At 39.9% G+C, this 21,607-nt stretch carries 10 protein-coding genes; 9 read left to right on the top strand and 1 reads right to left on the bottom strand.

Annotated features, from left to right (window positions below; genetic code table 11):
- Window positions 1-520 precede the first annotated feature (520 nt).
- From JO950_RS09485 to hepC, 3 genes are all read left to right on the top strand, one after another.
- Window positions 521-1,723: a glycoside hydrolase family 88 protein gene (locus JO950_RS09485; protein WP_202702417.1), complete on the top strand. Its 1,203-nt coding sequence runs from the start codon at window positions 521-523 to the stop codon at window positions 1,721-1,723.
- Window positions 1,724-1,986: 263 nt separating this feature from the next.
- Window positions 1,987-4,770, top strand: coding sequence for a polysaccharide lyase family 8 super-sandwich domain-containing protein (locus tag JO950_RS09480; protein WP_202702416.1), 2,784 nt, complete (start codon window positions 1,987-1,989; stop codon window positions 4,768-4,770).
- A 45-nt stretch (window positions 4,771-4,815) separates the two neighbouring features.
- Window positions 4,816-6,798, top strand: coding sequence for a heparin-sulfate lyase HepC (hepC, locus tag JO950_RS09475; RefSeq protein ID WP_202702415.1), 1,983 nt, complete (start codon window positions 4,816-4,818; stop codon window positions 6,796-6,798).
- A gap of 79 nt (window positions 6,799-6,877) precedes the next feature.
- On the opposite strand, the gene JO950_RS22435 is transcribed toward hepC, so the two are convergent.
- Window positions 6,878-7,009 (bottom strand): hypothetical protein, encoded by a 132-nt coding sequence (locus tag JO950_RS22435; RefSeq protein ID WP_255567824.1) that lies wholly within the window; start codon window positions 7,007-7,009, stop codon window positions 6,878-6,880.
- Between the two features lie 813 nt (window positions 7,010-7,822).
- On the opposite strand from JO950_RS22435, the gene JO950_RS09470 reads away from it, so the two are divergent.
- The 6 genes from JO950_RS09470 to JO950_RS09445 all read left to right on the top strand — a co-directional run bounded on the left by JO950_RS09470 (window position 7,823) and on the right by JO950_RS09445 (window position 21,456).
- Window positions 7,823-10,975 (top strand): TonB-dependent receptor, encoded by a 3,153-nt coding sequence (locus JO950_RS09470; protein ID WP_237732326.1) that lies wholly within the window; start codon window positions 7,823-7,825, stop codon window positions 10,973-10,975.
- Window positions 10,976-10,991: 16 nt separating this feature from the next.
- Entirely contained in the window at window positions 10,992-12,878 is a 1,887-nt protein-coding gene (locus tag JO950_RS09465) for a RagB/SusD family nutrient uptake outer membrane protein (RefSeq protein ID WP_202702414.1), read from the top strand.
- A gap of 285 nt (window positions 12,879-13,163) precedes the next feature.
- Window positions 13,164-14,129, top strand: coding sequence for an ROK family protein (locus tag JO950_RS09460; protein WP_202702413.1), 966 nt, complete (start codon window positions 13,164-13,166; stop codon window positions 14,127-14,129).
- Window positions 14,130-14,681: 552 nt separating this feature from the next.
- Window positions 14,682-16,061: a sulfatase gene (locus JO950_RS09455; RefSeq protein ID WP_202702412.1), complete on the top strand. Its 1,380-nt coding sequence runs from the start codon at window positions 14,682-14,684 to the stop codon at window positions 16,059-16,061.
- 13 nt (window positions 16,062-16,074) lie between these two features.
- Window positions 16,075-18,765, top strand: coding sequence for a DUF4962 domain-containing protein (locus tag JO950_RS09450; protein ID WP_237732325.1), 2,691 nt, complete (start codon window positions 16,075-16,077; stop codon window positions 18,763-18,765).
- 12 nt (window positions 18,766-18,777) lie between these two features.
- A complete protein-coding gene (locus tag JO950_RS09445; RefSeq protein ID WP_202702411.1) occupies window positions 18,778-21,456 on the top strand; it encodes a DUF4962 domain-containing protein in 2,679 nt (892 codons plus the stop codon).
- The last annotated feature ends 151 nt before the right edge of the window (window positions 21,457-21,607 follow it).

The raw sequence follows: 21,607 nt of genomic DNA, 5'->3' as shown, positions 1-21,607 counted from the left end.
GGTAACCTGTTGTGCTAAATTATTTGTTGCTCCTTCTTTTTTGTGATAATTGTTCTAACACATAGAAACATAGATCATGTAACTTAAAATAAGACGTTTCACTTTAAATAAAAGACATAGCTCTATGTGAAAGAAATGTATTTCTTTTAGACATTCTTTTTAAGCTATAGAAAAACTATGTTTCTATGTGTTAAATCAATTTTTCACGCAAATTGCTCCGCCTGTTCTCTATTACTATGGTTAGCAGATTTTTGCTAATCATTTTAATCCATTAATCTGTGGCTAATGCTTCAACACCTATAAACCTATTTTTTGACTTTCATAAAATTCAAAATCACATTTTTACGCCGCCGCATAAACCGAGCAGGTCAAAACCTTCATTAATTCTGGAAAAAACAGACTCTTTACACAAATTTGAAAGTTTTATGATAAAAACTGAAAGACGATTTTGAATCTCAAATCTAACTTCGCTGTATCAAAGCATTAGAACAAACAGATTATAAATCTAAAAGAGTAAACAATGAAAAAAAAATTATGTCTATTACTAGCACTCTCTGCTATTACCATAAACTCCTTTGCCAATCTCAAACAAGAAGATCCTTCTTTGGTTTGGTTTAAAAAAACAACCGAAACCATTCGCTTCCAGCTAAACAAAGCGGCACAGACTTACAAACCTGGGAAAAATCCGCGTTCCGTAAATCCTGACGGAACGGTAAGACTGGCAGGTTTGACAGACTGGACCACCGGTTTTTTTCCGGGAAGTCTGTGGTATGGCTACGAACTCACCGGGGATAAAGTTCTGGCGGAAGAAGCTAAAAAATTCACACTTGCTTTAGATTCTATACGAAATATAAAAAACACACATGATGTAGGTTTTATGCTGTACTGTTCTTATGGAAATGCTTACAGAATTACAGGAGACAAAACTTATCTTCCGGCACTGGCTGACGGGGCAGCAAATCTTTACGCCCGATTTAGTCCAACAGTAGGAGCTATTCGCTCCTGGGATTTTGAATGGTTGCATTATCCGGTGATTATCGATAATATGATGAACCTTGAATATTTGTATTGGAGTGCCAGCGCCTTTAGCAAACCGGAATATGCCACCGCCGCCAATACGCACGCGCTGACCACGATAAAAAACCATTTTAGAAAAGATTTCAGTTCCTACCATTTGGTTGATTACGATCCGAAAACAGGCAAAGTATTACGAAAAGGAACGCATCAGGGGGTTACTGACGATTCGGCCTGGGCACGAGGTCAGGCCTGGGGATTGTACGGATATACGATGTGTTATGCTAATACCAAAAACCCTAAATTTTTACAACAGGCCGAAAGTATTGCTGCCTTCCTAATGAATCATCCGCGTATGCCAAAAGACAAAATACCGGTTTGGGATTTTGATGTTCACAACGCTCTGGATACTGCTGAACTTGCTCCCAGAGATGCTTCGGCAGCAGCCGTAATTGCCTCAGCATTGCTTGATTTAAGTACTCAGGTTAAGGATGGAAAAAAATACATCAGCTATGCCGAAGCCATTTTAAAATCTTTATCGTCTGATGCTTATCTCGCGAAACCGGGTGAAAACAATTATTTTTTACTGAAACACAGCGTGGGTGCCTTTTTATACAATTCAGAAATTGATACACCACTTGACTATGCCGATTATTATTATCTAGAAGCTTTAAAAAGATACGCATCTCTTAAAAAAATAGAAATCTAAAAGTAAACAGTTCGTGCAATACGCTGTCTGCGAAAAAAATAAAACAGGAAGTTCTTTACTTTAGGAATTACAAAAAATACTCGACCGAACAATTAACAGTTTGCCGAAAATTACTCGCGATAGTATTTTCTCAGCGTAATTCCTAATCAAATAACTTCATTACAAGCCCGCAAAACCTCCGATTCTAACCGTTGGAAGTTTTGCGGGTTAGTTGCTAAGAATACAATAAATTACTAACCACTAATCTATTAATAACCACTCTTATGCACAAAAAATTATTTTTATCTGTCGGGCTAATAGCCTTAGTTTTTAACTTTTCGTACGCTCAGCTGAGTGTTGTAAATGAGATTGCCGTCAAATATCGAAACTGGCTCACAGGGGAGAATCTCGATTATTCTAAACCACAGGTCAACGAAAGATACAGCCGTTTTCTAAGCAATGGTATAGCTGCCAAAAACCTCTCGGCATACGATTTTTCCAATCCTGGTCCGGCATGGAATTTTACCGTCAGTGCCGATCAGACTGCGTATCAGGTTTTGGTCGAACAAAAACTCATCCGCTTAGTCTTTTTGTACCAGCTGAAAGGGTCGGCTGCCAGTCCTAATCCCGACTACCACAGCACTGCACTGCGAGATTCTATTTTGGCACTTTTCAACTATATGAAAGCTAAAGGCATCAGCAGTACTACTAATTTTGCTTATCTCTCCATTCCTGCCACGGAAGAAGTGATTACCAGCGGTCACGGGATATGTTTGCGCTCCTCAGGGTATGCAACTTCCGTTTTTTTGATGAAAGACGAACTGGTTGCTTCCGGAGAATTTACACATCATCTCGGAGCACTGAAAAGCTTAACGGTTTTTATTTCTCCGGATTACCCGAATTTCAATTTCACCAATCCCGGTTTTAATTCCGATATTATCCGTTCTTCCATTCAGCAGCGATTTTGTTATGTACTGGCTCAGGACGATGCTTCAACTACAAAAGTGACCGATATGGATTTCCTGAAACGATTTATTGACAATGCTCTCAAAATAAGCAACGGCTGGAACGATTGTATTAAGCCTGATTTTATTACCTATCATCACAGAGGTGCTTATTCAAATTCCTACGGAGTAGAAGCGTTGCAACAATCTTCGATTATGAACATGATGCTGAAAAACACCTCCTATGAATTAAATGCCGAAGCACAAAGCAACTTAAAAAATGCCATTTTAAACTACAGCAAATTCAGTAAAGGTTTTGAAATGCCTTTAGGACTTGCCGGAAGATTCTTCACCAACACTGATGCGCTTAACGACTTACGACCTGCACTGGCATTTTTATTTGTAGCCGATCCTGTAGCCAATCTGGAAGCAGGAAGAGAATTTGTTCGCCTTTGGAACCTTTCTGCAACCGCTAATACTAATTTACTGAGACAAAATGCCCTATCGATCACACTGGTTCATACGCCTGGCAGTTTAATGGACCTGCTGCAAACTTTAAATGCAGGAATTAGTCCACTTCCCGAAATAACCCAAGGACAATTTAATTTTCCTTTTGCCGGATTGAGCGTTCACAAATACAATGGCTTTCAGGCAAGCATCAAAGGAACGAGTAAACACATTTGGCATTTCGAGGATTCGGCCACAGAAAATGTTTTTGGCAGATATACCTCTGCAGGCGCTATGGAATTGCTGACCACCGGAGTTCCCGTGACCCGAGCTTCAAACGGTTATTCCGAAAATGGCTGGGATTGGTCGCATCTTCCCGGAACAACTGTGGCCTACCTTCCGTTAAACATCCTTGAAACGGGTACTATGAGGGAGATGAACGGAAAATCATTTCTGGCGGTTGGTTCTTTAGACCATAACGGCATTTTTGGTATGGACTATAAAGATTATAATTCGGCTACCGGAATGACGGCTTTGAAGTCTAATTTTTTCTTCAAAAATATGATTCTTTGTCTGGGTTCTAATATCAGGGATACCAACGGAACCTACCCTATTCATACTACTCTGTTTCAAACAGCACTAGCCAATACAGCAACAGCAACTTATGTTAACGGTACGGCCACTACAGGCAATACTTATACACTTACCCAAACAGGAGCCTTCTGGGCGACAGATGCTTTAGGCAATGGCTACGTGGTTCCCGGAAATTCAAGTAATACCGATGCGATAACCATTAACCGATTGGAGCAAAACTCCCGCAACAACAGCAATACCGCAAATACTTCGGGTAATTTTACCAGTGCCTATATCAATCATGGTACTGCCCCTGTTTCAGCCAAATTTCAATATGCGGTCGTATTGCAGGGCGGACAGACCGTTACACAACAACTGGCGGCTAATTTTACTTCTTACTTTAAAATTTACCATCAAAACAGTCAGGCACACATTGTGCAATACCTCCCGGATGCCATATTTGGGTATGTCATTTTTACTCCAAATACTATATTTACTTATGATGTAGTAGTAAGTGTAAACAAACCGGCCGCTGTGATGACTCAAAAGACGGACAACGGGAACAAATTGAAAGTTAGCCTGACCAATCCAAACTTAGGACTTTTGACTTCGAATGAAACCTACACCTGGAGCCAGATCAGTAGTCAAAACTCCATTTTAAACAGAGTAGCACAAACAGACCCTGTAAAGCTAACTCTTGCCGGTCAGTGGGAATTGGTCGCACCAGCTTCAAATATAACCACCACTATCAATGGTGCTAATACAGAAGTTACTTTTGCTACGATTAACGGACTTACCATTCAAACCGAACTCGTAAAATCATCCACATTGGGTATCCATGATCCGACGGAGCAAGCTTCTAAAGATTTAGCAGTTATGGTTGCTCCCAACCCTTCCCTATCCGATTTTAAGATCAATGTTACAGGTGAAGCCGGACAGACTATTTTTGTAAATGTGTTCGATACTTTAGGAAAACGTGTCAACACCCTAAAATCAAACTATGGACAAACTATCGTTCTCGGCAGTGACTGGACTCCCGGAATATATTTTGCCGAAATACGTCAGGGCAAACAAAAGAAAACCGTCAAATTAATAAAACAATAAACGATTAACTGAATTTGGAATTTAAAAAACAATAATTAAATACTAATGAAAAATCTTAAAAAAACAATAACCTTACTCCTGCTATTTACCACCGCTTATTTTACTCATGCACAGGAAAAACAACTGACAAGAGAAAGTTTTGATGTTGTCAACCTTCACTATCCGGGTTTGGAGAATGTAAATCAGCTTTTTACTTCCGGTAAATATGACGAAGCCGCCAGAGCGTTGCTCAATTATTACCGCGAGCGAAGAAAGATCAAAAGCCCTGATTTTAATGTGGGCGATGAAACCCGATTTAGAGGAAAAGATATCGGAAAAGCCAATCAGTTAAAAGCCGATAATGCTTTATTGCATCAGTTTCAGCCTCACAAAGGCTATGGCTATTTTGATTACGGAACCGATATTAACTGGGATTACTGGCCGGTAAAAGACAATGAAGTACGCTGGCAGCTGCATCGTGTAACCTGGTGGCAGCCTATGGGAATGGCCTACAGAAGCAGCGGCGATGAAAAATATGCCAAAGAATGGGTTTCTCAGTTTCGCGATTGGGAGAAAAAAAACGTTTTAGGACGTTCGAAAGAAAATGACCAATTTGCCTGGCGCCCGTTAGAAGTATCAGAGCGTATACAAAGTCTTCCGGGAACCTTCAACCTGTTTGTAGTTTCATCGAATTTTACACCCGCTTTTTTACTGGAATTCTTAAACAGCTTCTCCAAACAGACGGCTTATATTCCTAAGAATTACAGCAAAGAAGGCAATCATCTATTGTTTGAAGCACAGCGCATCCTGAGTGCAGGAGCCTTTTTCCCGGAACTCAAAGCAGCAGAAGAATGGCGTAAAAGCGGCATCGAAATACTCAATCGCGAAATAAAACTACAAGTACTCCCTGATGGCGTACAATGGGAGCTTTCACCGATTTATCACGTTGCCTGTATCGAAATCTTTTTAAAAGCCTACAACTCGGCTAAAATGGCGGGTGTAGCTAAAGAATTTCCGGAAACCTACTCCAAAACAATCGAAAAAATGATGGTGGCGACAGCCAATATTTCTTTCCCCGATTACAGTACACCAATGTTTGGCGACTCCTGGACTTTTGATAAAAGTGGCAGAATAAAACAATTTCTAAACTGGTCAAAAATGTTTCCTGAAAACGGACTCCTGAAATATTTGGGTACAGCTGGTGCTGAAGGACAATTACCCAATTATGGATCCCATGGCTTATCAGACGGAGGTTTCTATACTTTTAGAAACGGATGGAACGACAAATCAACCGTCATGATTGTTAAAGCGGGGCCTCCGGCCGAATTCCATGCACAGCCCGACAACGGTACGTTTGAACTTTGGGTAAAAGGACGCAATTTTACACCAGATACAGGCTGCTACATTTACAGTGGTGATGCTGAGGTAACCAAAATGAGAAATTGGTACCGTCAAACCAAAGTACACAGCACGTTGACACTTGACAATCAGAACATGATCATTACCAAAGCCAAAGAAAACAAATGGAGTACCTCTAAAAACTTAGATCAATTGACCTATACCAATCCAAGTTATACTGATTTAAACCACCAGCGTACCATTCTTTTTATAGATCAGAAGTACTTTTTAATTTTGGATAAAACAATTGGAAAAGCTACCGGAAACTTAGGAGTTCACTTTCAATTAAAAGAAGACAGTAAACCTGTTTTCAACAAAACAAACAATAGTGTTACAACCACTTACGAAGATGGCAACAATCTTTTGATACAATCTTTAAATACCGATAGAGTAACCCTAAATGAAGAAGATGGTAAAGTTTCCTATCAGTATGCCAAAGAAATCGCACGTCCGGCTTTTGTTTTTGAAAAGCCGAAAACCACTGCTGCAACACAAACTTTTATTACGGTAGTTTATCCGTATGACGGAACTAAAGCGCCAGAGATCAGCATTAAGATGAATAAGGCTAATGATTTCGAAAAGGGAATTATTGATATGAGTTTACAAATTGATAGTAAAAAAAGTGAGGTAAAAACAAATCTGAATGATTAAGCTTTTCTAATTCCTTTCAAAATATTATGTATTGTAAAGGCGTCTAAAATTTAGACGCTTTTTTTTTGGGAGCTACTAATTACCGGATGGTATGTACCATTCCTACGGAATTCCAACGTTGTCTTCCTTTTTCATTCAACGGATTAAAATCCGTTGCTACAATATGAGCCGTTCCTTCGGAACTACTAAAAAGAGCCTTTGGCTCGGTCAATTTTGTAGGGATGGATTAAAATCCATCCCTACAAAAATTTCGTCCCCGACATTTGAATTCCGTAGGAATGACCCATAAAAAAAACAATCCGCACGTTTCTTTTCGGTATTATTGTAAACATATTGTTCCTTCTATCCTAAAAAAATAAAAACCCACAACACTTTTATCAGTTTTATCTGAAAAGGAAATGACAAATCGCTTTACTTCCCTCCTATATTCTGTAAAAATTACATCGTTTTCGTTAACCTGTTATTCCACTTAATTTAACTTTTGCCCAACACAAATTATTTCAAAACAGCGCAGTAAAAACAGCACTTTCCTACTGAAAACAAAATCTCAAAAATACTATAAAACCTTGATTTTACAAGGATTTCAAAGGGTTTTAAAAGTACAATTAATCAAAATCAATAGCAATTTGGACATTTTCAAAACTGTCCTCTATAGTCGATTTATATATTTGTTTTTATTAAATCAAAAAAAACATGACCAATTCCAAAAAAATGAACCAGCAACTACAGAATCTATTTTTAATTGTCAGGCGGAAAATTCCTCTGCGAATTTCCTCAGTTAATAAATTGTTATAATTTTCGTCCATTAAAAATAATGAAGCGATTGGTTAAACAATAATGTCAAACGGCAGTCGATCTCAAACTTATTACAACAGTAATTCGGAATTTCGGTCACGCAATAATAAGAAGAAGAAGATAAATGATTCAGAAGAGTGATTTCTCATTATGCAGCAAGACCAGATATCAACTTATATAACATCAATTTAGGAAGTAAGGTTGCCCTTATTCCGGTTTAAAAAAAATTATGAAAAGGACTCTATTTTTATTTTTGCTGCTTACCACCTGCAAAGTGATGTACGGGCAGGATATTATTACTGTAAAAGGGGTGGTAACCGATGCTCAGAATATGCCTATGCCGGGAGCAACTGTTTCTGAAAAAGGAACCAAAAACACCACTGTTACTGCTATGGACGGTGATTATCAAATTAAGGTAAAATCAAATGCTATTTTAGTTTTTTCGTTCATCGGAACTAAAACTAAAGAAGAACCTGTTAAAAACAGAACGCTTATCAATACTAAATTACTCGATGACGCCAATAATCTGGATGAGGTAGTTGTAGTAGGATACGGAACCAAAGCGAGAAAAGATCTTACGGGAGCTATCTCTTCTGTTAAGGGACAGGAACTCGCTAAAATTCCGGTTCAAAATGTGGCACAGGCATTACAAGGCCGTATTGCCGGTATGCAGGTGACCATGTCTGACGGTACACCCGGATCTGAACCGTCCCTTAGAATTAGGGGCGGAACTTCGATTACACAAAGCAATGAACCCTTGTATGTTGTCGACGGTGTAGCTCAAACCGGAGGATTAAGCTTTTTAGATCCGATGGATATTGAATCAATCGATGTACTAAAAGATGCTTCTTCAACTTCTATTTATGGTGCCCAAGGCGCTAACGGAGTTGTACTGGTAACCACCAAAAAAGCAAAGGGAGGAAAACTCACTTTAAGTTATGACACTTATGCCGGGATCAAGACTATTGCCAAAACCCTTCCGGTGATGAATCCTTACCAATACACCCAATTACTTTATGAATCAGCGACTGATGATGCCAGAATGCAGAAGTTTGTGAGTGCTTTTGGAACTTATGATCAGCTTGAAGGCCTTTACAAAGACCAACAAGGCATCAACTGGCAGGATGAGGTTTTTGGAAATGCCGTGGAAAGTCAATACCACAAGCTAAGCATTAGCGGAGGTGAAAATGATACCAAATACAATGCCTTCTACTCGGTGAATAACGATCAGGGCATTATGCTGGGAAGCGGATCGGTAAAAAATATCGCAAAACTAAACGTAACCAATTCGATCAGCAAAAAGGTTACGGTTACCGCAATCGTAAACTACTCCAATCAAAAAGTAACCGGATTATCAACAAATGATGGTGGAAATGCACGTTTGAGCATGCTGCAAAACTTGTTACAGTACAGGCCGACCATTGGAAAAACGGGATCTGATGAAGATCTTAAAACCTTAACCGTAGATCCGTTGGACAATCAGGATTCTCCAACATTCCAGAGTCCGTTGATTACCATCGACAGTCAAAAAAGAGAGGCCATTACCAGAGCCATCAACATGAGTTTGCAGCTGCAATACAACATCACGCCAAGCTTAATCTATCGTGGATTAATCAGTTATACCGACAATAGCATGAAGAGCAAATATTTTAACGATTCCAGAGGTATACAAGCCATCAGAAGTGGTGGTGCCAATGGCGGAGTGACACACAATATTGGTACCCGATTAAATTACAACAACGTTCTGACGTACAGTAAGACTTTTAACAAAAAGCATAAATTTGATGCTTCTCTCGGACAAGAGTACATCTACAATTATACAGAAGGAATTACTGCTTCGGCTACCGCTTTTCCTGATGTTAATCTGGGCTGGGATAAACTACAACTGGGCACCATTGCCGGAATTCCGACAAGTTATGCAGAAGATGATAAAATAATATCTTTTTTTGGAAGAGCCAATTACTCGTACAAAAACAAATATTTACTGGCTGCCACTTTAAGAGCAGACGGGTCTTCTAAATTTGGCACAGAAAATCAGTGGGGATACTTCCCTTCCGTTTCAGCTGCCTGGAGAATTATCGAAGAACCTTTTATGGATAAATTACCTGCTTTTTCTGACTTAAAACTTCGTTTGAGTTATGGGGAAGCCGGAAATAATCGAATTGCCAATTATGCTGCTTTGGGTATTTTTAATTCAGGGTCTTATCCTTTGAACAATCAAATGAATATCACGGCATTTCAGAACAATCTTCCAAATCCCTTTTTAAAATGGGAGGCTACAAAATCGGCTAACATTGGTTTTGACATTGGTTTCTTCAAACAAAGAATCGCGCTTACCACAGAGTTATACGAAAACCGTTCTAAGGATTTACTGTACAACACCCGTGTGCCGGCAAGTTCAGGTTTCAAAAAACAATTTCAAAACATCGGAGCCACCTCCAATCGCGGAATCGAATTTACGCTGAACACGGTAAACGTAAAAACCAATAGTTTTAACTGGAGTACAACTTTCAACATTGCTTTTAACAAAACTAAAGTACTAAGTTTGAGTGAAGGCGAAAATTCATTGATCACCAATAGTTATACCGATCGAAACGACTACATTCTGCAGGTTGGAAAACCGGTGGGCGTCATGTACGGTTATGTAAGAGACGGATTGTATCAGGTAAACGATTTTAATTACAATGCAACAACTAGCACGTACACCCTTAAACCAGGTGTAGTAAGCGACAATATCGTTGCACAACCCGGTTTTATCAAATTTAAAGACATCAGCGGTCCTAATGGTACACCGGATGGCGTAATTAATGATTTAGACCGAACTGCCATTGGAGATGCCAATCCTAAATATACAGGAGGTCTTAACAATACCTTTAGCTACAAAGGAATTGATTTGAGCGTATTCCTTGATTTTACGGTAGGAAACGATATTTATAATGCCAACGTATTAAACAATTCAAGACTGAATCTCGACAACTTAAACACACTGGCGATTTATGCAGACAGATGGACAACCATTAACGCAGCAGGACAACGTGTAACCGATCCTACTGAACTGGCTGCGCTTAACGAAGGCAAAACCAATCCTGCCTTTAACGGAAACGCTACCGGACGTTTGTACAGCGATATTATTGAGGATGGCTCGTTTTTAAGAATCAACAACATCAGTCTCGGGTACACCTTGCCAAAAGAATGGCTTAAAAAATCTAAAATCTCAAATTTGAGGATTTATTTTACCGCTTACAATCTGTACGTATTCACTAAATATTCGGGCTACGATCCTGAGGTAAACGTACTCAACAATGCCATAACCCGCGGAGTCGATTTTAGTGCTTACCCTAGAAGTAAATCGTTTATCACAGGACTAAATATTTCGCTATAATTTAAAGTTTACAAAGATGAAAAACAATATATTTTCCCGCAAAATACTTATAGCAGCCGGTATTGCCTGCCTCTTATTACCTCTTAATTCCTGCGAAAAAGAACTGGAAGTTACCCCCTATTCTTACTTTACCACTGCTAACTTTTTCTCGAATGCAAACGAAGCCAATATGGCTACCCTTGGCGTTTACGAATCTATGTCGTCACTGGACAGCTATGGTTGGAACATTTCCTTAGTTTTTGATGCTGATACCGATATCGAACAAATGACCGGAATTGGTGCCGATGACTGGAGAACCATAGCACACTATCAGGGAATTTCTCAAACGAATATGTTTTACACCGTTTGGAGTAAATTGTATGAAGGAATAGACAGAGCCAATGTAGTAATCGAACGTATTCCTCAAATGGAGCTCTTTTCAAATGGAAATGCTGCCCAAAAAGAACAGCTAAACCGCTACTTGGGTGAAGCAAAATTCCTTCGTGGTTTCTATTATTCAGAACTTGTACGTTTATGGGGAGATGTACCTTTTAAAACAAAAAGTTCACAATCTGGAGACAATCTAAAAGGAGGTCTGGTAGACCGTCAGGAAATTTACACCCAGATCATCAAAGACATGACCGAAGCATCACTTGTGCTTCCGGAGCAGCTGCCTACAGACGAACGTATCAACAAATGGGGAGCCAAAGCCATGTTGGCCAGGGTCGCACTTTTTGCCGGAGGTAACTCTTTAAGTGCAGACGGAACGATGAAACGTCCTGCAAACTACAAAGACTATTACAAACTGGCGCAGCAACAGATTAACGATGTTATTGCCCAAAATCCGTATAAACTAAACCCGTCTTATGCTAAAGTATTTAAAAACCAGTGTCAGCATGTATTAGAACCTACAGAGAATATTTTTCAGGTTGCTTTCTATAATCCGTCAGGAAACATAGGAAATGCCTCCTGGGTAGGAAACTTCAACGGTCCGGCTACAGCTGCTGGTTTCTATCCATCCAACATTTCGAGATGTTTAGTTCCAAAACCATTTTACAATAGTTTTAATGCGGCCGACCAGCGCAGAGATTTTTCGATTGCCACCTATTCTATCAACAATCTGGGGAACAAACTTCCGCTTTTAACCACCAATCAGGACGAAAGATGGACCGTTGGTAAATGGAGCAGAGAATACCAGACCAATGCAACGGCGGAACGTGTTTATACCCACATCAATTGGGTAATCATGCGTTATTCCGATTTGCTTCTAATGCGTGCTGAGGTAGAAAACGAACTAAACGAGGGCCCTAATACTATTGCTTACGACGCCATCAATCAGGTTCGCAAAAGAGCCTTTGGTGCCGACATACAGGGAAGCCGAATTGCGGTTGACTTAAAAACAAAAGGTAGCGGATATACCAATGCAGCCAATGTTTTAATACAAATCACAGGCGGTGGAGGTACCGATGCAGCAGCGGCAGTAATCACCCTTTCGGCCGGAGGGGTAAATACTATTGGAATGCTGCGTTCCGGTGATGGTTATACCACTGTTCCAACTGTAACCATTACCAGTACAGACGGAAAAGGTACCGGAGCAACTGCAACCGCAAGACTCTTGACCAAACCAACCACAACCGAAATGAGTTTGCCTGCCGGTCTGAACAAAGACAATTTCCTGAAAGCCGTTCAACAGGAAAGAGCCTGGGAACTTTCGGGCGAAGGAATGCGAAGAGCCGATTTGATCCGATGGGGAATTTTATCTGATAAACTGATCGAAACAAGTGCCGCAGTCAAACAAATCAGATCGACTTATTTCTTCCCTGCGATTACCAATTTTGTGGCCGGAAAACATGAATTGTACCCTTATCCACAAAATGAAACAGACGTGAACAAAAACATCACACGTCAGAATCCAAAATACTAGGCAAATAGCCCTAAAAAAGGTGTTGTAATTATTTTTTACACAGAGAGCCATAGTATACACCGCTAAAAAAAGCGTTTTACTTTTAATAAATCGCGTAAGACTTAAGTGAAAAAAATCATGTACAACCCACTAAATAATGAGGTTTATTTTGAAAAACTCAAATTATTAAAAATAAATGATACAACATTATTTAGAAATGAATAAGTTTATGACCGTTAATGCAGGACTTTGTTCTGCATTAATTGTTTGTAACAGAAAAGAAAACTACTAAAAATAAAGAACAATATGGTTACCAAAAATGATACACAACTGTCAAAATCCTACGCAATTGGGATCGACATTGGTGGTACTTCACTGAAATGTGGTGTTGTGAATGAACTCGGAGAAATTTTATTTTCGTTTATAGTATCTTTAAAAGAAGCCCGTACCGAAAAAGAAATCATCCGCTTAATGATCGATGCCATCACACAATGTACCGATCAGCTAAAAGAACCCATTGTGGGTATCGGAATTGGCTTTCCGGGTCTGATTGAAAATGATGTGATCATTGGCGGTGGCGTAAACTTACCCGGTTTTGACCAATTGCCCTTGGGTAAAATTCTAAAGGATTTAACCGGACATCATGTTGTAATTGATAATGATGCCAACTTAATGGGACTTGCCGAATTAATTTACGGAGCAGCCAAAGACAGTACCGATGCCGTTTTTCTAACGATTGGTACAGGCATAGGCGGTGCCATTATGATTAATAAAGGCTTGTATAGCGGTTTCAAAAATCGCGGTGGTGAACTGGGCCATACCGTAATTCAACAAAATGGTATCGCCTGTAATTGCGGCGGACGTGGCTGTCTGGAAACCTATGCCTCTGTTACGGCATTAATCAAATACTATCAGTCACAAGATACGGCTGCAGATGAAAATATTGACGGCAAAACCATCATCGATAAATACCTTGTCGGAGAAAATCATGCGATAAGAACCATGGAGCATCATTTTGATTACCTGGCTGCCGGAATTGTTAATTTTGTCAACATCTTTAGTCCGCAAAAAGTAATTATTGGAGGCGGTATCAGCGAAGCAGGTCAGTTTTACATTGATGAACTAACCCAAAGAGTTAAAACCTTTGCTATTCCGGTTGCCTTTGCGCATACCAGCATCGTAGCAGCAGATTTAGGCAACAAAGCCGGATTACTGGGAGCCTGTGCCAATGCTTTTCAAAAATTTAAAGATTTGAAATACAGCACAACATAAAAAGATTTCTTACCAAACCAATCTTTTACTAAAACCGCAGCGTTACAGAACCATCCGTCTTGTAACGCTGCGGTTCGTTTTACCAGATAAAAACATCTATTTACGGAAAATGTGAAATGGTAAAGAATTTATAAAAGAAACTCATTTCCCTCCTATAACGCTCTGTGTTTTATTAAAAGTGAAACGACTTAACTTCAACCAGAAAATCTCTGTATCTATGCGTTGAAATAAATACCACAGGTTAAAAGAATTATAAACCATATAGAATCTGCACAATCTGCGAGAGAAAAATTTTACCACACAGATGCTAAGTTTTCTACAAGCAAATAAGAATACCTTATAGAAACATATGTACCTAAAAAAAAATAAGCACCGAAAAATCTGAACAAAAGACTTTGCTCTTCAGTGCTTTTACCGGAACATCAAGGCTTTTAGATAAAATTAATAGCATTTTAAACAAATTCAAAACCCCAATTGAAGCCCGATGATTAACTTCGTTTTTGCATTTAAGAATTTAAAAGGCAAAACGTAATCTATAAAAATTAGGCCGATATGATATTTCAAAAAGTCATAGAATTTGTTTGTTTATTGGGCGCACTGGCTATTCCTTTTTCCGGCAATGCCCAAACCGCCGTACGACCAAATATCCTGATCATCATGACCGATCAGCAAACTGCCGATGCGATGAGTATTGCAGGAAACAAGGACCTCCATACCCCAGCAATGGACAAACTCGCTCAAAACGGAGTCCGTTTTACCAAAGCCTATTGTGCTCAGCCTTTATGTTCCCCTTCGCGTACGGCCATCATGAGTGGAAAAATGCCTTTTGAAACCGGCTTTGTGGGCAACGCTCCTGAAAAAGACGGTCAATGGCCGGACGATTTACTAATGATGGGGAAAATTTTCCAAAACGGAGGATACAAAACCGGTTACGTAGGCAAATGGCACCTTCCGGTTCCCACTGCCAAAAAAAGCCAGCATGGTTTTGAATACATCGAAAACACCAATTTTCAGGATTACAACGATGCGGCGACACCTTCCTTCTGTGCCCGCTTCATTAAAGAAAACAAAAACACTCCTTTTCTTTTGGTCGCTTCTTTTTTAAATCCGCATGACATTTGCGAATGGGCCAGAGACGAAGATTTAAAAATGGATGTATTAGAAAAAGCACCACCGCCAGCTCAGTGTCCACCCTTACCCGCCAACTGGAAAATCCCTGACTATGAACCTAAAATTGTCCGAGAGCAGCAAAAAGTAAGTTTCAGAACCTACCCTACTGTAAATTGGACTGCCGATCAATGGCGTCAATACCGTTGGGCCTACAATCGCTTAGTTGAAAAAGTAGACGGTTACATCGAAATGGTACTCGCTTCTTTGAAAAAATACAATATCGAAAAAAACACTATTATCGTTTTTACAGCCGATCATGGCGACGGCTATGCAGGCCATAGCTGGAATCAGAAACAAATACTTTACGAAGAATCTGCTAAAATACCTTTTATCATTTCGAAAATAGGCGAATGGAAACCGCGCACCGATGCTCTTCTGGTTTGTAATGGTACCGACATTATTCCAACCATCTGTGGCTTTACCGGAGTACCCAAACCAGCCTATTTGAAAGGAATTGACATCAGTAAAAATATAGCCAATCCAACCGAAATCCTACGGGATACTCTGGTTATCGAAACCGATTTTGCCGATAACGAAGAACTTTTAAACATTAGCGGACGCGCTGTAATTTCTAAAGACTTTAAGTATATCGTTTACAATAAAGGCGATTTAAAAGAACAGCTTTTCAATTTGACGACAGATCCGGGAGAAATCACCAATCTTGCAGTAAACAAGGCCTATAAAAAAGAACTAATTGCCCTGCGTCGTTATTTAAAAGAATGGTGCAAAAAGAACGGAGACCCTTTTCAATCCGGGTTATAATTCAACAAACAAGATGATGTCGCAACAAAAAATATGTATAGTATTGCTGTGTGTGCTAACACTTCAACTCTATAGCCAACGACCGGCGGTCATTCAGCTGACAGCTGAAAAACTGCATGGCAGATTAAGAGAATGGCCTTATCCTGCAAATGGGGCAACGATCCATACAAATGCACCGGCTTTGTTATGGCCGGGAACAAATGGCGAAAAAAAAATTGTACTGTCGGGAGATATTGGAGATGATTTTGCGATCGATCCAAAAATTCACGATGTGGTTTATAAAGTAATGCTCGCTTCTGATCCTGATTTTAAACAAAATTTAATCACTGGCGAAGAGCAGGAATGGGCCATGTATCCACTACATCAGCCTTTGAAATCCGGAATGTGGTACTGGAAATATGGTTATCGTCAGAAAAACACACCAAATTGGGTTTGGTCGCCTTCCTATAACTTTATTGTTAATGCAACAGCCGCAAACAATCCGGTTTCACCAGCAGCCAGTACGGTATTACAGCGTGTTAGTGGTCCGCATCCGAGACTTTGGAATATGAACAAAACAGGTAACGAATTTTACCTGAAAAACCTGCCCAATCCGGAAGCTAAAAAATTCATAGCCTACGCCGAAAAATTAATGCTCGAACCACTTCCTGAAGAAAAACCGAGACGCTACATTGATACAACCGGCAAATCTGAACTTCAGAAAAAAATCAACATTGAAGCCATGTACCATGGTTTTGGAGATATGGTGGGTAATCCTGTACGCAATCTCTGCATTGCTTATCAGTTGACCAAAGACAAAAGATTCATTTTGGATGCCAAACGCAGAGCCCTAAACCTCGCCAACATGAATCCTGACGGTCTGGCTACTCGCGATGATTTTACAGGAGGTGCTTTATTAGAAGCCATTGGATGGTTTTACGATACCGGATTTGAATTTCTAAGTCCGGATGAAAAAACATTCTTAAAATCTGTTATCAAATTACGAGGTGAGCGTATTTACCGTCATCTTCCCAATCGCTTTGAAATCAATATCAACGACAATCACATCTGGCAAATTACGTTGCGAAATCTGGCAATAGGCGCAGTCGCTACAGTCGATGAAATGCCTGAAGCCAATAAATGGCTTACTTATATTTATGAAGTCTGGTCGGCCCGATTCCCTATTTTAAGTAATACTGATGGCGGATGGCATGAAGGCAGCGGCTATTTTAAAGTCAATTTCAGGTCCTTTCTTTATCTTTCGCAATTATTAGGAGATTTGAGTGGTGTCGATTATTTTCAACTTCCCTGGATGCAAAACCTTCCCTATTTTTTGCTTTACACACATCCGTCGGCAGCATCTTGTATGGCTATGGGCGATATGTGGGAAAAGGAGCCTAATATCGCTAAAATAGATGCCTGGTTTGCCGATGCGCTTACGTATCGAATAAACAATCCTTTTTTGAATACTTATGTAGCAACAATTAAAAAAGATTATCCAAACTATTTTACAGGAACAGATGACTTATTGCTTTACCGCTTATTAAATTACAAATCGGAGCGAAACCTGCGGGAATCTTCATTTAACGAACTGCCAAAATCGCGTTGGTTTCAAGATGTTGGGATGACTGCCATGCATGAAAATTTATCGGATTCCTCTAAAAATTTAAGCAGTTATTTTTTTAGCTGTCCTATGGGGTCTTCCGGACATGGCCATGCTTCACAAAATGCTTTTACGATTAACTACAAAGGCAAAACCATATTTGGAGGTACTGGCTATTACAGTAATTTTAGCGATCGTCACAACCTTTTAGACTATCGCAGTTCCAGAGCCTATTCGACCATCCTGGCCGACAGTCTCGGACAGAAAATTGGCGAAGACGGCTATGGTTGGACACCACGCTTCATTACAGGAAAACACCTTCAATATGTGCTTGGTGATGCCACAAAAGCTTACGGCCCTATCACCAATGAATTTTGGCTGGATCGTTTTGAAAAAATTAATGTCGTACCCAATGAAGCAAATGGATATGGAGAACGAAATATTACACTTTATCGCAGACATTATCTGCAATTAGAAGAAGGTTATGTTGTGATTTACGACGAACTGGAAGCTGAAAACCCGGTAAAATGGACTACCCAATTTCAAGTGCCCTATTATACCATCGAATCACAAAAAACTGTCAGCAATAAACAGCAGAATTTTACCGTAAAAACAGATGTAGGCTTAGTCAATACCAGTGTTTTTGCTCATAATGACCTTAAAATGCAGGTGCATGATCAATTTGCCGAAACAGCCGTAAACTGGAACAAAGTAACTGGGGCAGACGGAAAAGTTTTCGAATATAAAAATCAGTGGCATGCCGGAGTAACTTCTGTATCCAGTAAAAAAATGCGCTTTCTGACCCTCATACAAATCGATAGCAAAGCTAAAGACACCATAAAATCCGTAGTATTAAAAAATGGAATCCTTCAGCTGAATTTTGGCAACTGGCAGCTGTCTGCACAATTAAATAGTGATGAAGCCCCGATGCTGGACATTAAAAATGAAAAATTAAGTTCGGCCTTTAATTACGGTACTTCTTCCCTTAAACTAGGAAAGAAAACCTATCAGCACCAAACCAGCGGAAGCTCAATGCTTGTTGAAATAACCAATAACAAACCAACCCGACAAGAAGTAATCGACGAGTTACCAGATGTCGCAAAATATGATTTTAAAAAATAAGTAATGATTGTTATGATAAAAAAAATAAGCTTCCCCATCTTACTGATTCTAAGCGGTAAAGCATTTGCACAACAACCTGCCGAAATTAAGCTCACCGCCGAAAAATTACATTCAAGAGTACGTGAATGGCCTTATCCTGTAAACGGAATTACGGTACCCACCAATGCTCCGGCCCTGCTTTGGCCGGGAACCAATGGAAAAAAAATGGTAACACCGATGGAAAGCGGAAGTGATATTCCGGAAGATCCGAATATTGGCAATGTACGCTACAAAGTGATGCTCGCAAGCGACAAAAACTTCACTAAAAACCCGTTCACCAGTGCCGAACAACGTTGGGCAGTTTACCCGTTGCATCAGGCTTTAAAAGCCGGAAAATGGTACTGGAAATATGGTTACGCTTTAAAAGGCAGCAGTCAATGGACCTGGTCGCCTGTTTACGATTTTGTCATTGATGCCCAATATGCTGCCCTAAAAGTAGCTCCTCCCATTAGCGAAGTCCTTAAAAGAAACGAAGGTGCACACCCGCTCTTATGGGACATGAACCGAATTGGTGAAGCTTTTTACCGCAACAATCTGGACAATCCCGAAGCCAAAAAATTTGTTGCTTTCGCCGAAAAATTAATGGAGGCTCCTCTTCCAACAGAAAAACCACAAAGAGTAATTGATACCACAGGCAAAAATCCGTTAGAAAAGAAAATTATTGTAGAACGAATGTACCACGGTTTTGGAGATGCTGTTGGAAATCCGGTTCGCAATTTATGCATCGCCTATCAGCTCACCAAAGACAAACGTTTCATTTTAGATGCCAAACGCAGAGCCTTAAACCTTGCCAACATGAATCCTGATGGCCTGGCAACAGGTGACGATTTTACAAGTGGTGCCGTACTGGAAGCCCTGGGCTGGTTTTACGATAGCGGTTATGCTTTTTTAACTCCTCAGGAAAAAGAAACCTTAAAAAATAGCATTACGATCAGAGCCAAAAGAGTTTACGACCATTTGCCCAATCGTTTTGAGCTGCATGTAAGCGACAACCACGTTTGGCAAATCACCTTACGCAACCTTGCCATTGCAACCGTAGCTGTAATTAATGATGTCCCTGAAGCCAAAGAATGGCTTACCTATATATACGAAGTCTGGTCGGCACGTTTTCCGGTATTGGGCACTACCGATGGTGGCTGGCATGAAGGAAACGGCTATTTCAGAGTCAACTTTAAATCGATTATTTACCTGTCTCAAATGTTTGGTGACTTTAGCGGTGTTGATTATTTTAAATTACCGTGGATGCAGAATCTACCGTATTATATGCTTTACACCCATCCAAACGGTGCGGCAAGTACTGCTATTGGAGACATGTGGGAAAACATTCCGTACATCGTAAAAGGCGAAGCCTGGTTTGCAGATGCTTTGACCTACCGCATGAATGATCCTTATCTGAACTGGTATGTTGGTGCAATCAAAAGAGACTATCCGTCCTATTATCACGGCACTGATGATTTCTTATTTTTCAGGTTACTGAACTACAAACCCAATAGAAACTTACCGGCAACCTCGCCCGAAAAACTCCCTAAAACTCGAAAATTTGCCGATGTGGGCGTCGTAGCCATGCACGAAGATCTGACCAAAGCCAATACAACCCTGAGCAGCTATTTGTTCAGCAGTCCGTTTGGCTCTTCGGGACACGGTCACGCTTCCCAAAATGCCTTTACCATTAATTATAAAGGGAAAGTGCTCTTTGGCGGAACAGGCTATTACAGCAATTTCAGCGACAAACACAATCTTTTAGATTACAGATCTTCTAAAGCATACAACACCATTTTAGCCGACAGTCTGAACCAAAAAATTGGAGAAGAAGGTTACGGATGGATTCCGAGAGCGATTTCCGGTCAACGCATCCAATACGCTTTAGGAGATGCCAGCAATGCTTATGGCAACATAAAAAGTGATTTCTGGCTCAACAGATTCAAACAAATTAATGTAGTACCTAATAAAGCAAACGGTTACGGAGAATCGGGTGTCTCCTTGTACCGCAGACATATGCTGCAGCTAGAAGGCGGGTACATTGTTTTATACGACGAACTGGAAGCTAAAACCCCGGTAAAATGGACGACTCAGTTTCATTGTCCGTACTATACCATTGAAGGGCAAAATTCGGCAAATGCCAAACAGCAAAACTTCACAGTACAAACCGATTTAGGAAATGTAAACGCCAGTGTTTTTGCTAATAGTCCGCTAAAAATGGCCGTACACCATAAATTTTATGAAGCCGCTGTCAACTGGAATAAAGTAACCAACGACGAAGGTCAGATCAAAGAATTTAAAGACCAATGGCATGCAGGAATCACTTCTGAACCCAGACAAAAATTCAGATACCTGACCATCATACAAATAAAAGACGGTAAAACAGAAGTCATTAAAACAGGATCAGACAACAACGGTTTATCCCATTTTCAGATTGGCGACTGGGACATTCAGGTACAATTGGACGGCGAAAAACCGGCTGCTTTACAAGTTACCGGAAAAACTGCAAAATCATTATTTAGCTACGGAAGTTTACCCATTACATTTGAAGGTAAAACATTTTCTCCTAAAATTGCAGGAAGTTCGGTCTTACTGGAAATGAATGGTACTAAGCTAAACAAACAGGAAGCTGTTGACGAATTACCGGATGTGGCCAAATACGACAAAAATTAAAAACAAAAAAGACGTTTGCTTTTTCTTTAAATTTAGAGTTTAAAATCTATATTTCTACTGTTTTTTTTCACGCAGATTTAGCAGATTTTTTAATTCCCTTGAACAATGGCTATTATTTCAAAAGAAAACAAACACAAACCAAACCATTAAA

Source organism: Flavobacterium sp. UGB4466 (assembly GCF_903469665.1).
GTDB lineage: Bacteria > Bacteroidota > Bacteroidia > Flavobacteriales > Flavobacteriaceae > Flavobacterium > Flavobacterium lipolyticum.
This window is presented reverse-complemented; position numbering and strand designations above follow the sequence as displayed.

Bases quoted from the DNA above. Each gene is read 5' to 3' on its own strand.
- hepC (WP_202702415.1), top strand. From the start codon at position 4,816: ATGAAAAATCTTAAAAAAACAATAACCTTACTCCTGCTATTTACCACC.
- JO950_RS09445 (WP_202702411.1), top strand. From the start codon at position 18,778: ATGATAAAAAAAATAAGCTTCCCCATCTTACTGATTCTAAGCGGTAAA.
- JO950_RS09470 (WP_237732326.1), top strand. From the start codon at position 7,823: ATGAAAAGGACTCTATTTTTATTTTTGCTGCTTACCACCTGCAAAGTG.
- JO950_RS09480 (WP_202702416.1), top strand. From the start codon at position 1,987: ATGCACAAAAAATTATTTTTATCTGTCGGGCTAATAGCCTTAGTTTTT.
- JO950_RS09455 (WP_202702412.1), top strand. From the start codon at position 14,682: ATGATATTTCAAAAAGTCATAGAATTTGTTTGTTTATTGGGCGCACTG.
- JO950_RS09450 (WP_237732325.1), top strand. From the start codon at position 16,075: ATGATGTCGCAACAAAAAATATGTATAGTATTGCTGTGTGTGCTAACA.
- JO950_RS09465 (WP_202702414.1), top strand. From the start codon at position 10,992: ATGAAAAACAATATATTTTCCCGCAAAATACTTATAGCAGCCGGTATT.
- JO950_RS09485 (WP_202702417.1), top strand. From the start codon at position 521: ATGAAAAAAAAATTATGTCTATTACTAGCACTCTCTGCTATTACCATA.
- JO950_RS09460 (WP_202702413.1), top strand. From the start codon at position 13,164: ATGGTTACCAAAAATGATACACAACTGTCAAAATCCTACGCAATTGGG.